Raw genomic sequence first — 13,871 nt, 5'->3', positions numbered from 1 at the left:
CCGATCCTTAACTGATCGGCATTACTCCCGTAGGAGCCCGTTTACTGGCATGGCCGGCGCTTACTTAGTGATCTTCTTGTACTTGATGCGGTGCGGTTGCAACGCCTCTGCGCCTTGGGTGCGTTTCTTGTACTCTTCGTACTCCGAGAAGTTACCTTCGAAGAACTCGACACGCCCTTCATCCTGATAATCGAGGATGTGGGTGGCGATACGGTCGAGGAACCAACGGTCATGGGAGATCACCATCGCGCATCCTGGGAACTCCAACAGGGCGTTCTCCAGCGCTCGCAGGGTTTCGACGTCCAGGTCGTTGGTCGGTTCGTCGAGTAGCAGCATGTTGCCGCCGACTTGCAACAATTTGGCCAAGTGTAGGCGACCACGCTCACCGCCGGACAGTTCACCGACGCGTTTCCCTTGATCGGTGCCTTTGAAGTTGAAGCGGCCGACATAGGCGCGGCTGGCGATCTCGAAGTTACCGATACGCATGATGTCTTGCCCACCCGAGACTTCTTCCCACACGCTTTTCTTATCATCCATCGCGTCACGGAACTGATCGACGGAGGCCAGCACTACGGTTTCGCCCAGAGTGATGTCGCCGGCGTCCGGCTGCTCCTGACCTGCGATCATGCGGAATAAGGTGGATTTACCCGCGCCGTTCGGGCCGATGATGCCAACGATGGCTCCCTTAGGTATCGCGAAGGAAAGGTTATCGATCAGCTGACGATCGCCGTAGGACTTGGATAAATTACTGACTTCCAGCACTTTATCGCCCAGGCGCGGTCCCGGCGGAATGAACAGCTCGCTGGTTTCGTTACGCTTCTGGTAGTCGGTATTATTCAGCTCTTCGAAGCGTGCCAGACGGGCCTTACCCTTTGATTGACGCCCTTTGGCACCTTGACGCACCCATTCCAGTTCTTTTTCAATGGATTTGCGGCGTGCGGCTTCCGCAGACGCTTCCTGAGCGAGGCGCTGATCTTTCTGCTCCAGCCAGGAGGAGTAGTTCCCCTCCCATGGAATGCCCTCGCCGCGGTCCAGCTCCAGGATCCAGCCGGCGACATTGTCCAGGAAGTAACGGTCATGGGTGATGGCGACCACTGTGCCTTCATAATCGTGCAGGAAGCGCTCCAACCAGGCGACAGATTCGGCGTCCAGATGGTTGGTCGGCTCGTCGAGCAGCAGCATGTCCGGTTTTTCCAGCAGCAGGCGACAGATGGCGACGCGACGGCGCTCCCCCCCGGAGAGATTGGCGATCTTGGCGTCCCATGCCGGTAGGCGCAGGGCATCGGCTGCCCGCTCCAACTGGTTGTCCAAATTGTGGCCATCGTGGGATTGAATAATAGCCTCCAGCTCCCCCTGCTCTTTGGCCAGCTTGTCGAAGTCGGCATCCGGGTCGGCGTATAGCGCATAGACTTCGTCCAGACGAGTCAATGCGTGCTTGACCTCACCAACAGCCTCCTCAACCGCTTCGCGTACGGTCTGCTCCGGGTTGAGCTTCGGCTCCTGCGGCAGGTAGCCGATCTTGATCCCGGGTTGCGGGCGCGCTTCGCCTTCGATTTCGGTGTCGACCCCCGCCATGATACGCAGCAGGGTGGATTTCCCCGCGCCGTTCAACCCCAGCACGCCGATTTTGGCACCCGGGAAGAAACTGAGGGAAATATCTTTCAGGATGTGACGCTTCGGCGGGACGATTTTGCCGACGCGGTTCATGGTATAGACGTATTGAGCCACGTTGCTCTGAGCCTCTTGTTATCGAATGGATACGCTGCGGATCGCTATGGATGCGGAGTGTATCCCGTTCATCTTCGGATAACAACGACCCGCGGGCAGCGTGTAATACAAAGCGCGAGTATAGCGTGATATACACGGCTTTCCTTGCGATCGTTAGCGGTTTTGCATGAAATCTACGTTGTTGACGGCGTAAGGGGTAAAAATGACGGACTCGTCGTTCGATCCCCAGCGGGAGGTGCGTGTAAAAGAGTGCAAGAATACCGGGATGTGCTGAATGCTTTGCTAAAATCGCTGTCATACAATCGCACAAAGTCCTCCCCCTTACGACGTGTGGGGGCGGTAATCATCCGGATCGCGCGTGGGGCGCGAGAGTCAGTAAGGGAAAGAGAACATGGTCATGGTGGGCAAATGGCGCTATTGGAGCGTCGGATTGTGCCTAGTGTTGGGGGCGGCGTCAGCATCGGCGGATTCGCTTGATGCGCAGCGGGTGCGTTATCAACAGATTAAGCAGGCCTGGGATAATAAGCAGATGGATAGCGTCGAGCAGTTGATGCCGACGTTGCGCGACTACCCGCTCTATCCTTATCTTGCCTACCGGGCACTGACGCAGGATCTCTCACAGGTTAGCGCGCAGCAGATCAAACTGTTCTTGCAGCAGTACCCGACCTTACCGCCGGCGCGTAGCCTGCCAGCGCGCTATGTCAACGAGTTGGCGCGGCGGGAGGATTGGATCTCCCTACTGGCCTTCAGTCCCCAGCCCCCCAAACCGGTAGCGGCGCGTTGTAACTACTACTATGCCCAATATGTGACGGGCCATGCGGCACAGGCCTGGCAGGGGGCACAGACGATCTGGTTGAGCGGCCAGTCATTGCCCGCCAGCTGTGACAAGTTATTCGAGGCTTGGAAAGGTGCGGGGGGGCAGAGCACCCAGGCGGTATTGGCACGTCTGCGTTTGGCGTTGGAGAAAGGTAATCAGGGGTTGGTGCAGTATCTGTTGCAACAGCTGCCATCCAACGACCAGACCTTGAGCCGTTCGCTGACCGCGCTTCAGGCAGATCCCCGCCGGGTAGCGCTGTTCGCGCGTGAGGTGGCGCCTAGCGACTTTAGCCGCGATGTCGTCGAGGTCGCTTTTACCTCGTTGGCGCGTCAGGACGCCGATGCGGCGCGCGACCTGTTGCCGACGTTGGTACGCCTGCAACACATCCCGGCCCCTCAGCGGCAGCGTATGGAAGAGACCATCGCCTGGCGCTTAATGGGCGGCGATGTCAGTGCCGCCGATGGCCGCTGGCGTGATGCGGTGATCCGCCGCAGTCATAACAGTGCGCTGCTTGAGCGTCGTCTGCGGATGGCATTGGGGACGGGCGATCAAGCACAGGTGCGCGAATGGCTGGGGCGTTTACCGGCCTCGGTGCGCGATAAGGACGAGTGGCGCTATTGGCGCGCGCTGACGTTGATCGAACAAGGCAAGCGTAGCGAGGGGGAGGGTATCTTGCGTGCCTTGACCCGCCAACGTGGCTTCTATCCGATGGTGGCGGCCCAGCGCCTGGGGATCCCTTATCCGTTACAGGTGGCGCGTGCGCAGCGCCCCGATGCCGCGTTGGCGCAGGAGCCGGCGATCGCGCGAGTCCGTGAGTTGATGTATTGGAACATGGACAACACCGCGCGTAGTGAATGGAATGCCTTGGTGGCGAGTAAGCCGCGCCCGCAACAGGAGGCGCTGGCGCGTTATGCATTGGAGCAGGGCTGGGCCGATCTTAGCGTGCAGGCGACGATTGTCGCCAAACTGTGGGATCATCTTCAGGAGCGCTTCCCGTTGGCTTGGCGGCAAGACTTCCGCATGGCGACCGAGGATAAGGGGATCACCCAGAGTTACGCCATGGCCATCGCGCGTCAGGAGAGCGCCTGGAATCCCGAGGCGCGCTCCTCGGTCGGTGCCAGTGGCTTGATGCAGCTGATGCCGGCGACCGCCCAGCATACGGCAAAGATGTACAATCTGGGGAGCTATCAGAACAGCAGTCAGTTGCTCGATCCCAAGACCAATATCGATCTGGGCACCCGCTATCTGGAGTACGTGTTCCAGAGCCTGGGACGTAATCGTATTCTGGCCAGCGCCGCCTATAATGCCGGGCCTTCTCGGGTTAACACCTGGTTGGCGAATAGTGCCGGGCGGATAGATGCGGTGGCCTTTATCGAGAGTATTCCCTTTTCGGAGACCCGTGGTTATGTGAAGAATGTGTTGGCGTATGATGCCTACTATCGTCACTTTATGCATCGTCCCGACTCAATCTTGACGGAAGGGGAGTGGCAGCGGCGCTACTGAGTATGTCGGTCGGGCGCTGGTGCCCGCCTCTACATCCCAAGGGATCGCTATGATATGCTTGTACTCGTTAAAGAGTTCAGCCGTAGTCAGAGGTAGCACAGACGATGAGCAAGATAACCACCACGCCGGATTATACACCGGCTCAGCAGGATGACTGGCAACGCTTCATTCAGTTGTTGCAGCAGGCCTACCAAGAGGGGTGGCAGGCGCCGATGCTACAGCTGTTTCTCACCCCGGATGAGCGTGATGCGTTGGCGACGCGGGTGCGCATCATCGAAGAGTTGCTGAAGGGAGAGATGAGCCAGCGCGAACTGAAAAGTCAGCTAGGTGCCGGTATTGCTACCATTACCCGTGGCTCGAACAGCCTGAAGCTGGCGGATCCCGATTTCAAACGGTGGCTGACGCATCAGCTATTGGCGGAGGAAAAGTCGGCGTAGTCGCCGGATGGCATGGCGGGAGGGGCCGGGTGATAGCAGGGAGCCAACGCAGCCAGTGCCAGTAATAGTGCTTGATGGTAGACCCGGGTGCGGCTGAGACGCCCTTGGGTCAGGATACCGATAGCGCCTTCGCGTCGATGAATATCATCAATGCCGCTCAGGTGTCGCATTTCTTGGCCTAATGTTCTTCCCTGGCGGATGCCTGCCATGATCGCCTCCGGCAGCGTTAAGCTGGCGGAGCGCGCCTCGCCACGGTACTGGCGGTTTTCTACCGTCATCCAGGCAAAGGTCATATTATCTTCTATTCCCGCTTCGATCCCGACCCAAAAATCTGCCTCAGGATGCAACTGTCGGGCGCAAATCACCCGATGGCGCGCACCGCTGCGCGTTTGCGTGCTACCTAACGGTTGTTCCGGTACACCGCTGTCGACTTCGATCCCCTCGATGCGGTATTGTCCGGCGCCGACGGTATCGTCAAACGCCAAGGCAATGGCCTGTATTTTGGCCGGGTTAGTGGTCGCGGCTATAACATGGTACATACGATTCCGGTTTCCTTAATACGGTGGTGTCCGGCGGCGGCTCGCGAGCGGCTCGTCGGCCACGAGACATCGCCGAGAGTAGGGGTCGGTTAACCCCGACCTGTAAGCGCAGTTGTGGCTGGTGACGGCCTAGTATAGGTAAAAAAGAGATGAGACAGGTATACCTTATTCGCCACGGAGAGACCGAGTGGAATGTTCAGCGGCGTATTCAGGGGCAGTCCGATAGCCCGTTGACTATGATGGGGGAGCAACAGGCTCGTCAGGCGGCCGTACGTTTGCGTCAGATGGGTATTACCCATGTGATCGCCAGTGATTTGGGTCGAACTCAACGGACGGGCGAGATCATCGCCGACGCCTGTGGCTGCCCGTTGACGCTGGATGCCCGCTTGCGTGAGCTGAATATGGGCGTGTTGGAGGCACGCCTGCTCGCTTCGCTGACGCCGCAGGAGGAACAGTGGCGCCTGAGTATGCTGGATGGCTCGCCCGATGGCTGTATTCCGCAGGGCGAGCGCATGAGTGAACTGGGGACGCGTATGCAGCAGGCGTTGAACGACTGCCTGACGCTCCCCGAGGGAAGTCGCCCTCTGTTAGTGAGCCACGGCATCGCGTTGGGCTGCCTGTTGTCCACCATCTTGGGGCTACCGCCTTATGCGGAACGGCGCTTGCGTCTACGTAATTGTTCGCTGTCGCGCGTTGATTACCAGCAGAGCGCTTGGCTGGCGTCCGGCTGGGTGGTCGAGACAGCGGGAGATGTTGAGCATCTGACTCGACCATCGATGGATGAAGTATTGCGTTAATGCTACGCCGTTTGGCGGATGGGGATCAGATACTCGCAGTGAATATTCTTCGGCGGGCGCTGACCGGAGTCCGCCAACGGATAGAAACGCTCAATATCATAGCCCCGGCGTCGGGTCAGGTTCAGCGTCGGTAGGACGCTGCCATACAGATCGATGATAAAGTCTTGGAAGTGTTCGGTCGGCCCTTGATAACGGAATTGCACATATTCCCCCCCCGCCAATTGAATCGACTGTACTTCGCGAGTGACCTGTTTCGGCAGCAGATGTGGCTCTAACGCGGTGGTATAGCAGATGGTCTGCTCATCATCTTTCTCTTGATTCGGATGTGAGTGGTGTAGCCCATACAGTACCGGAGGAATATCGCGGATATCTTGGACGGCGTGCAAAAAATCGCGCCAGAATTGAGTGCGTAATTCGGTGCGTACCCGACTGATCTGCTCCAGGGTACAGGTATAGCTCTGTGTCACCCCGACCAGAGATAGGCTCGGCAAGGTGACAAACTCAGGCGTAGGCATGCTATACCCTTCCAGCCGGATCGGTGGTCGCATGCCGTAGGCGTGCCACTCTTCGGCGCGGCGATAGAGCGCTGGCGTCTGATTGAACTGTTTTTTAAAGGCGCGGGTAAAGGTTTGCTGTGAGTCGAACCGGTATTGTAAGGCGATGTCGAGAATCGGGCGACTGGTCAGGCGTAGCGCGGCGGCGGCCTTGGAAAGACGGCGCGCACGAATATAGGCACCGATGGCTTGCCCGGTAATATCCTTGAACATCCGCTGTAAGTGCCACTTCGAGTAGCCGGCTTTGGCTGCCACGTTGTCGAGCGTTAACGGGTGGTCGAGGTGTCCTTCTAACCAGTGTAACAGGTCATGAATAATATCGGCCTGATCCATAAAGCTTCCTTAATGCGGTGGTAGACATCGATTGCTGTGCTTTGAGAGAGGCAATCCTGATCCGGCGGCATGTGCTGATTGCAATATGTACTAAGGGCAAGCAGTATAATAAAAAAATGGCGTGTTATCCTTTCTATTTAACGCGTTAGCCGCCGTTAAACTAATAACTTTAGTTATTATAAATTTTTAGAGGTAATGTAGTGAATAAATATTTTGTTGGCTTATGTGTCGCATTGGCGACCTTTTTGTCGGGGACGGCACAGGCCGAAGAGATTGGCTCCGTCGATACGGTGTTCAAACTGTTTGGTCCCGATCATAAAATCGTGGTCGAGGCGTTTGACGACCCAGAGGTGAGTAATGTGACCTGTTACGTTAGTCGGGCTAAGACCGGGGGTATCAAAGGGGGACTCGGTTTGGCTGAGGATACTTCCGATGCCGCTATCTCCTGCCAGCAGGTTGGGCCAATTACCCTGAGCGAAAAGATTCGTAACAAAAAAGCGGACGGCGAAGTCGTGTTCCGTAAGCGGACTTCCCTCGTTTTCAAAAAATTACAGGTCGTGCGCTTCTATGACAGTAAACGCAATGTGCTGATTTACCTATCTTATTCAGATCGCGTCGTCGAGGGATCGCCGAAAAACGCCATCAGTGCGGTGCCGGTGATGCCGTGGAGCACGCCCGCTCAAGGCTGATCGCTCGGAAAAAAACAGGCCGACGATGTCGGCCTGTTGGCGTGAATCAGGCATGGGAGCCTGTTAGCGTGCGATTTGAGCTAGCAGGAAGGCTTCAACCTCATCCAGGCTGATCATTAACTTCTCGCCGTCGCGGCGGTATTTGTATTCGACTTCATTGTTGTCAAGATTACGATCGCCAATGACGATAGTATGCGGGATACCAATCAGCTCCATATCGGCGAACATGACTCCCGGACGCTCTTTACGGTCATCCAGCAGAACGTCGATCCCCTTGAGACGCAGTGCGTCGTACAGGCGCTCGGCAGCGTCTTTCACCCGGAAAGATTTGTGCATATTCATCGGCAGGATGGCGACCTGGAACGGCGCGATAGCATCCGGCCAGATGATGCCGCGTTCATCGTGGTTCTGCTCGATGGCAGCGGCGACTACGCGTGTCACACCAATACCGTAACATCCCATGGTCATCAGTTGGTTACGGCCATCTTCGCCCTGTACGGTAGCGTTGAGCGCCTCGGTGTATTTGGTGCCCAGTTGGAAGATATGGCCGACTTCGATACCGCGCTTAATCAGCAGGGTGCCATGACCGTCTGGGCTAGGATCACCCTCGACTACGTTACGGATATCGGCGACCTGCGGCAGGGCTACGTCGCGCTCCCAATTGATACCGAAGTAGTGTTTGCCATCGATGTTGGCACCGGCGGCGAAGTCGCTCATGACGGCGACGGCACGATCGACGACGATCGGCAGCGGCAGGTTAACCGGCCCCAGGGAGCCCGGCCCGGCGTTGACCAGAGCGCGAATCTCCGCCTCGTTGGCGAAAGTCAGCGGGCTAGCAACCAATTCCAGCTTTTCGGCCTTCACTTCATTCAGTTCATGATCGCCACGGACCAGCAAGGCGACCAGGGTATGACCACTCTCTTCGGCGGCATGAACCAGCAGGGTCTTGACGGTCTTCTCGATCGGCTGCTGGTGTTGCTCAACCAGTTCGGCGATGGTTTTGGCGTGCGGGGTGTCGACCAGCTCCATCGTCTGCGTGGCTTCGGCGCGCGCCGTTGTCGGTGCGATGGCTTCGGCCAGTTCGATGTTAGCGGCGTAGTCGGAGTCGGTAGAGAAGACGATATCGTCTTCGCCACTCTGCGCCAGTACCTGGAACTCATGGGAGGCGTTGCCCCCGATGGAGCCGGTATCGGCCTGCACGGCGCGGAAGTCCAGTCCCATGCGACTAAAGATGCGGCTGTAGGCGGCATACATGGCATCGTAGGTTTCCTGCAACGATTCCTGGGTGGTGTGGAAAGAGTAGGCATCCTTCATCAGGAATTCGCGCGAACGCATCACGCCGAAGCGCGGGCGAACTTCGTCGCGGAACTTGGTCTGGATCTGGTAGAAGTTCAGCGGCAACTGCTTGTAGGAGCTGATCTCATTGCGAACCAGATCGGTGATGACCTCTTCATGGGTCGGGCCGAGTACGAACGGACGCTCGCCACGATCGACGAAGCGCAGCAGTTCCGGGCCATATTGCTCCCAACGACCGCTTTCTTGCCACAGATCCGCCGGCTGTACGACCGGCATAGAGACCTCGATGGCACCGGCGTAGTTCATCTCTTCACGCACGATGTTTTCAACTTTGTTCAGCACACGCAGACCGGTCGGCAGCCAGGTATACAGGCCGGACGCCAGTTTGCGGATCATCCCGGCGCGCAGCATCAACTGATGGCTGACGACTTCCGCGTCGGCGGGGGTCTCCTTGAGGGTGGAGAGCAGATATTGGCTAGTACGCATGAGTATGGTTCCGTTCGAACGAGCAAAAAAAGTAGTCTAGTTTAGCAGTGCCAGCGGGGCGCCAAAAGAGAAGGACATGATTTTCTAACGTGCATCCAGTCCAATGACCTCGCAGACGCCATTCTTAACCCGCCAACGCAGGTTGAAATCCAAAAGATGTACCGCATACACCCGATCTTCATCCGTCGCGTGCCGATAGGCGGGACGGGGATCTTGCGCCAGAACTTGGCGGATAAAACGCGCCAGCTGCGGATAACTGCGCTGGCGCCGGGTGATCTGTGTCTGCGCATCGGGCATGAAGACCACAGGCATGTCTGCCGCCGGGGCATGTTGGGCAAAGCCAGCTTGAGCTTGAGGCTGACTCTCGGCAAAGGGAAGATAGGGCTTGATATCAAGTACCGGAGTACCGTCGACCAGATCCAGGCTACCTAGGCGGAGGCGTACTCCGTTGCGCGTCTCGATCCCCTGAAGCTCAACCAGCGACATGCCGATGGGATTGGGGCGGAAGGTCGAGCGGGTGGCAAAGACGCCGACGCGTGCGTTACCCCCCAGGCGAGGCGGGCGAACAGTCGGTCGCCAGCCGCCGGCCATAGTTTGGTGGAAGACAAAGATCACCCACAAATGACTAAACTCCGCCAAACCTCGCACAGTATCGGCTTGATTATAGGGCGGTAATAGTTCCAATTCGCCGCCGCCATCGCTGATTAGTCCCGGTTGGCGTGGAATAGCGAACTTCTCTTTGTAGGGCGAATGGATGACGCCTATCGGTGTAAATTGAAAGGTATTCATTGGGCTGACGAAGTAATGTTCAGAGCCGAACCGGTACAAAGCGCCTGGCGATAGCAACCATTGGCCTGCTCAAGCAGTTGGCAGCTATGTAAGAGTACGGCGTTGGCCTTTAGCTGCGCTGCCTTGTGCAGCATGCGCTTTTTGGCCGTACTGAGGCTGGGAGCACTATGATGTGGACGGCTCTGGCAGACACTACCACTCACCTCACCGAGGTCGCGAAAGGGTTTACCGATCAGTGCTTCTGCCCGCTCATATAACGCGATGGTCGGTTGACGCGGTGTTGTCGTACGCGGCGTGGTAACGGTTTCCGGCGTTTTGTCTGCGGTCGCAGGCGTGATCGGCGCGGCTTCACGATGCAGCAAGGAGCAGCCGCTGAGTGTCATGCTGGCCGTGAGCAGACATAACGGTAATGCACGCATGGAACAGGTCCTGGTATTGATGAGATTGGGGAGTATTGAAGCAATCTATAACGGAAATGACAAGATGGGCGCATGGCCCATCTTGATTAAGGGAGATAAATCGAGGGAAATTACCAGCCTTTGACGGCGCCGCCATTAAAGATTTTGTTAGCCGCGTTATACACTTCGTCAGATTGATAGGCCTGTACAAATTTTTTCACATTCTCCGCATCTTTATTGTCTTCACGCGCTACGATCAGGTTAACGTAAGGGGAGTCTTTCCCTTCGACAAAGATGCCATCCTTCGCTGGCGTCAGGCCGATCTGGCTGGCGTAGGTGGTGTTGATGACCGCCAGGGCGATCTGATTATCATCCAGCGAGCGCGGTAGCTGTGGCGCCTCCAGTTCGACGAGCTTCAGATGTTTCGGGTTTTCGGTGATATCTAACACGGTTGGCAGCAGACCGATACCATCCTTCAGCTTGATTAACCCCACTTTCTGCAACAGCAGTAGCGAACGGCCCAGGTTGGTCGGGTCGTTCGGAATGGCGATTTGGGCACCATCCGGCAACTCGTCCAGCGACTTAATCTTTTTGGAGTAACCGGCGATCGGGTAGACAAAGGTGTTACCGACCGGCACCAGCTTATAACCGCGATCCTTAATCTGCTGATCGAGGTACGGCTTATGCTGGAAGGCGTTGACGTCGATATCACCCTTGCTTAGTGCTTCATTGGGTAATACATAGTCGTTAAAGGTGACCAATTCGACGTTCAGGCCATATTTTTCTTTGGCGACTTTCTGTGCGACTTCTGCGACCTGCTGTTCGGCGCCGACGATGACCCCGACCTTGATGTGATTGGGATCTTTTTCCTCCTGACCACAGCCAGCCAGCGCCAGCGTGCCGAGCAATGTACCGACCAGTGCCAAAGATTTGAACTTGATTGACATAGCATATCCTTCTGTATGTGATGGTGTGTTGCGCACTTTCGTCAGTGCATCGCTACATTATGGTGGTGTGGTCTATTATTTACGGCTGATCGCCTTGACCAGACGGTCGCCGCTGAACTGGATCAAATACACCAAAATGACCAGTAATACTAATACTGTATTCATCACAGTCGCGTTATAACCAATATACCCGTATTGGTAACCGATCTGCCCTAAACCGCCCGCGCCGACTGCACCGCCCATGGCGGAGTAACCGACCAAGGTGATCAGAGTGATGGTGGCCGCGTTGATCAGACCAGGCAGGGCCTCCGCTAGCAGGATCTTATTAATGATCTGCATCGGCGTGGCACCCATGGCACGCGCGGCTTCGATTAAACCGCTGGGGATCTCCAGCAGGGTGTTTTCCACCATGCGGGCGATGAAAGGCGCCGCACCGATCGTCAGCGGAACTAACGCCGCCTGTAGTCCGATGGAGGTACCGACGATCAGGCGCGTGAAGGGGATCATCCATACCAACAAGATAATGAAGGGGATGGAACGGAAAATGTTGACCAGCGCCGACAGCAGCTTATACAGCTTGGCATTTTCCAGGATCTGTCCTGGACGTGAGGTATACAGCAGCACACCGACCGGCAAGCCGATGACGAAGCCGAAAAAGCCGGATACCAGGGTCATGACCACGGTTTCCCAAATACCGCGTACCATTAACCACATCATTGCTTCAGACATAACCCAGTACCTCAACTTTCACGTGATGCTGTTCAAAAAATTCGATGGCGGCACAGGCATCGCTATCGTCGCCGTGTAATTCCGCCAACATGACGCCAAATTTCACTCCGCCGGCATAGTCCATCTGCGAGCTAAGGATACTGATATCGACGTTGAAGCGGCGCACGGCCTGTGAGATCAAAGGGGCATCGACCGACTGACCGGTAAATTCCAGGCGCAGCAATGGCTGGCTGTCAGGACGACGCTCCGGCGTCATCCGCTCGGCAAAATCATCGGGGATATCCAGGTGCAGCGTTGCATGGATGAATTGCTGCGCCAACGGCGTCTTCGGATGAGAGAACACTTCGCCGACACTGCCCTGCTCGATCAGCTTTCCTTGGCTGATCACGGCAACCTGATCACAGATGCGTTTCACCACATCCATTTCATGTGTGATCAGCAGGATGGTGAGCCCTAGGCGCCGGTTAATATCCTTCAACAATTCCAGGATGGCACGAGTCGTGGCGGGATCGAGCGCGCTGGTGGCCTCGTCACACAACAACACCTTGGGGTTGCTGGCTAGGGCACGTGCGATAGCGACACGCTGTTTCTGCCCGCCTGACAGATTGGCGGGATAGGCGTCTTGCTTGTCTGCCAAGCCGACCAGAGATAATAACTCGCTAACCCGACGCTTGATCTCTGCGCGCGGCACGCGATCCAGCTCCAGCGGCAGGGCGATGTTATCGAATACCGTTCGCGAAGAGAGCAGATTGAAATGCTGGAATATCATGCCGATCTGGCGTCGCGCGCGAGTCAGTTGTCCGGTGCTCATTGCAGTGAGATCCTGACCGTCAACTAAGACTTGACCTTGCGTCGGGCGCTCTAACAGGTTGACGCTGCGGATCAGGGTGCTCTTGCCGGCACCAGAGGCGCCGATGACCCCGTAGATTTGGCCGGCTGGGACGTGCAGCGACACATCGTCCAACGCCTTGATATGGCGTTGTCCCTGCTGGAATACCTTAGTGATATGAGAGAGTTTAATCATTTTTATATTTGAGTTTCGTCGTTGCCTGGAGCGTCATCATCAGTGATATGAATCACGTTATAAATTGAAGTGGATGTTAAGGCGTCTAGACGTCCAAGTCAACTAATCAACGACCAGGATGATGCGCGCTCTTTTGACCTAAAACGTGCGATACTGTGTACCGATTTCAGTTTTGAGGAGTAATACCCAAGTGGCCCAGCAGATCCCTGCCATTTTTCTCGACCGTGACGGTACCATTAATGTCGATCACGGCTATGTACACGATAGCGATAACTTTCAATTTATTGATGGGGTGATCGATGCCTTACGTGAGTTGAAGGCGATGGGGTACGCCCTGGTGTTGGTCACCAACCAATCAGGCATCGCGCGCGGCCTGTTCAGTGAAGAACAGTTTATGCATCTGACCGAGTGGATGGATTGGTCACTGGCTGATCGTGGGGTGGATTTGGATGGCATCTATTATTGTCCACACCATCCTGAAGGCTCGGTGGCGGAGTATCGCCAGCAGTGTGACTGTCGCAAGCCTCAGCCGGGAATGTTACTGGATGCGCAACGCTTCCTGCATATCGATATGGCCGCCTCATATATGGTCGGCGATAAGATAGAGGATCTCCAGGCGGCTCAGGCGGCCGGAGTTGGTTGTAAAGTTCTGGTGCGTAGCGGCAAGCCGCTGACAGCGGAAGGGGAAGCGTTAGCCGATTTGGTGCTGGATAGCCTGGCACAATTGCCACAGGCGATTAAAGCTCGCCAATAGTCGCTTATTTCTCCGCTTTGGTCAAAAATGGCGCAGGTGATAAAAAAGTTG

At 56.4% G+C, this 13,871-nt stretch carries 14 protein-coding genes; 5 read left to right on the top strand and 9 right to left on the bottom strand.

Annotated elements, in window-relative coordinates; genetic code table 11:
- Positions 1-60 precede the first annotated feature (60 nt).
- Complete coding sequence (gene ettA, locus EHO01S_RS16530; RefSeq protein ID WP_035370869.1) at positions 61-1,728, bottom strand: energy-dependent translational throttle protein EttA; 1,668 nt, start codon at positions 1,726-1,728, stop codon at positions 61-63.
- Between the two features lie 400 nt (positions 1,729-2,128).
- Here ettA and sltY point away from each other — a divergent pair, with 400 nt between their 5' ends.
- Both sltY and trpR read left to right on the top strand, forming a co-directional pair.
- Positions 2,129-4,048 (top strand): murein transglycosylase, encoded by a 1,920-nt coding sequence (gene sltY, locus EHO01S_RS16525; protein WP_024524990.1) that lies wholly within the window; start codon positions 2,129-2,131, stop codon positions 4,046-4,048.
- 104 nt (positions 4,049-4,152) lie between these two features.
- Positions 4,153-4,485: a trp operon repressor gene (gene trpR, locus EHO01S_RS16520; protein ID WP_024524989.1), complete on the top strand. Its 333-nt coding sequence runs from the start codon at positions 4,153-4,155 to the stop codon at positions 4,483-4,485.
- On the opposite strand, the gene yjjX is transcribed toward trpR, so the two are convergent.
- A complete protein-coding gene (yjjX, locus tag EHO01S_RS16515; RefSeq protein ID WP_024524988.1) occupies positions 4,455-5,024 on the bottom strand; it encodes an inosine/xanthosine triphosphatase in 570 nt (189 codons plus the stop codon). The two genes, trpR and yjjX, sit on opposite strands and share 31 nt — an antisense overlap.
- A 149-nt stretch (positions 5,025-5,173) precedes the next feature.
- Here yjjX and gpmB point away from each other — a divergent pair, with 149 nt between their 5' ends.
- A complete protein-coding gene (gene gpmB / locus EHO01S_RS16510; protein WP_024524987.1) occupies positions 5,174-5,821 on the top strand; it encodes a 2,3-diphosphoglycerate-dependent phosphoglycerate mutase GpmB in 648 nt (215 codons plus the stop codon).
- Between the two features lie 2 nt (positions 5,822-5,823).
- Here the strand turns inward: gpmB and robA are convergent, their stop codons facing one another.
- Positions 5,824-6,708, bottom strand: a complete 885-nt coding sequence (gene robA / locus EHO01S_RS16505; protein WP_024524986.1) for an MDR efflux pump AcrAB transcriptional activator RobA — start codon at positions 6,706-6,708, stop codon at positions 5,824-5,826.
- A gap of 200 nt (positions 6,709-6,908) precedes the next feature.
- Here robA and creA point away from each other — a divergent pair, with 200 nt between their 5' ends.
- On the top strand, positions 6,909-7,397 hold the full coding sequence (gene creA / locus EHO01S_RS16500; protein ID WP_024524985.1) for a protein CreA: 489 nt from the start codon (positions 6,909-6,911) through the stop codon (positions 7,395-7,397).
- A 63-nt stretch (positions 7,398-7,460) separates the two neighbouring features.
- On the opposite strand, the gene proS is transcribed toward creA, so the two are convergent.
- The 6 genes from proS to metN all read right to left on the bottom strand — a co-directional run bounded on the left by proS (position 7,461) and on the right by metN (position 13,066).
- Positions 7,461-9,179, bottom strand: a complete 1,719-nt coding sequence (gene proS / locus EHO01S_RS16495) for a proline--tRNA ligase (protein ID WP_024524984.1) — start codon at positions 9,177-9,179, stop codon at positions 7,461-7,463.
- A gap of 84 nt (positions 9,180-9,263) precedes the next feature.
- Positions 9,264-9,968, bottom strand: coding sequence for a tRNA (N6-threonylcarbamoyladenosine(37)-N6)-methyltransferase TrmO (tsaA, locus tag EHO01S_RS16490; protein WP_024524983.1), 705 nt, complete (start codon positions 9,966-9,968; stop codon positions 9,264-9,266).
- Positions 9,965-10,387, bottom strand: coding sequence for an envelope stress sensor lipoprotein RcsF (gene rcsF, locus EHO01S_RS16485; protein ID WP_024524982.1), 423 nt, complete (start codon positions 10,385-10,387; stop codon positions 9,965-9,967). Before rcsF ends, tsaA begins: the two co-directional genes overlap by 4 nt.
- A gap of 110 nt (positions 10,388-10,497) precedes the next feature.
- Positions 10,498-11,313, bottom strand: coding sequence for a MetQ/NlpA family lipoprotein (locus EHO01S_RS16475; RefSeq protein WP_024524981.1), 816 nt, complete (start codon positions 11,311-11,313; stop codon positions 10,498-10,500).
- A gap of 75 nt (positions 11,314-11,388) precedes the next feature.
- Entirely contained in the window at positions 11,389-12,042 is a 654-nt protein-coding gene (locus EHO01S_RS16470; protein ID WP_024524980.1) for a methionine ABC transporter permease MetI, read from the bottom strand.
- Positions 12,035-13,066, bottom strand: a complete 1,032-nt coding sequence (gene metN, locus EHO01S_RS16465) for a methionine ABC transporter ATP-binding protein MetN (protein WP_024524979.1) — start codon at positions 13,064-13,066, stop codon at positions 12,035-12,037. The genes EHO01S_RS16470 and metN overlap by 8 nt, the downstream gene beginning before the upstream one ends.
- Positions 13,067-13,256: 190 nt before the next feature.
- On the opposite strand from metN, the gene gmhB reads away from it, so the two are divergent.
- On the top strand, positions 13,257-13,820 hold the full coding sequence (gmhB, locus tag EHO01S_RS16460; RefSeq protein ID WP_024524978.1) for a D-glycero-beta-D-manno-heptose 1,7-bisphosphate 7-phosphatase: 564 nt from the start codon (positions 13,257-13,259) through the stop codon (positions 13,818-13,820).
- Positions 13,821-13,871: the final 51 nt, after the last annotated feature.

The sequence above is a fragment of the Edwardsiella hoshinae NBRC 105699 = ATCC 33379 genome, from assembly GCF_000474215.1.
GTDB classification, from domain to species: domain Bacteria; phylum Pseudomonadota; class Gammaproteobacteria; order Enterobacterales; family Enterobacteriaceae; genus Edwardsiella; species Edwardsiella hoshinae.
The sequence above is the reverse complement of the archived record's forward strand: the minus strand, read 5'-3'. Positions and strand labels throughout refer to the sequence as shown.

Bases quoted from the DNA above. Each gene is read 5' to 3' on its own strand.
- trpR (WP_024524989.1), top strand. From the start codon at position 4,153: ATGAGCAAGATAACCACCACGCCGGATTATACACCGGCTCAGCAGGAT.
- yjjX (WP_024524988.1), bottom strand. From the start codon at position 5,024: ATGTACCATGTTATAGCCGCGACCACTAACCCGGCCAAAATACAGGCC.
- gpmB (WP_024524987.1), top strand. From the start codon at position 5,174: ATGAGACAGGTATACCTTATTCGCCACGGAGAGACCGAGTGGAATGTT.
- robA (WP_024524986.1), bottom strand. From the start codon at position 6,708: ATGGATCAGGCCGATATTATTCATGACCTGTTACACTGGTTAGAAGGA.
- proS (WP_024524984.1), bottom strand. From the start codon at position 9,179: ATGCGTACTAGCCAATATCTGCTCTCCACCCTCAAGGAGACCCCCGCC.
- tsaA (WP_024524983.1), bottom strand. From the start codon at position 9,968: ATGAATACCTTTCAATTTACACCGATAGGCGTCATCCATTCGCCCTAC.
- rcsF (WP_024524982.1), bottom strand. From the start codon at position 10,387: ATGCGTGCATTACCGTTATGTCTGCTCACGGCCAGCATGACACTCAGC.
- EHO01S_RS16475 (WP_024524981.1), bottom strand. From the start codon at position 11,313: ATGTCAATCAAGTTCAAATCTTTGGCACTGGTCGGTACATTGCTCGGC.
- EHO01S_RS16470 (WP_024524980.1), bottom strand. From the start codon at position 12,042: ATGTCTGAAGCAATGATGTGGTTAATGGTACGCGGTATTTGGGAAACC.
- metN (WP_024524979.1), bottom strand. From the start codon at position 13,066: ATGATTAAACTCTCTCATATCACTAAGGTATTCCAGCAGGGACAACGC.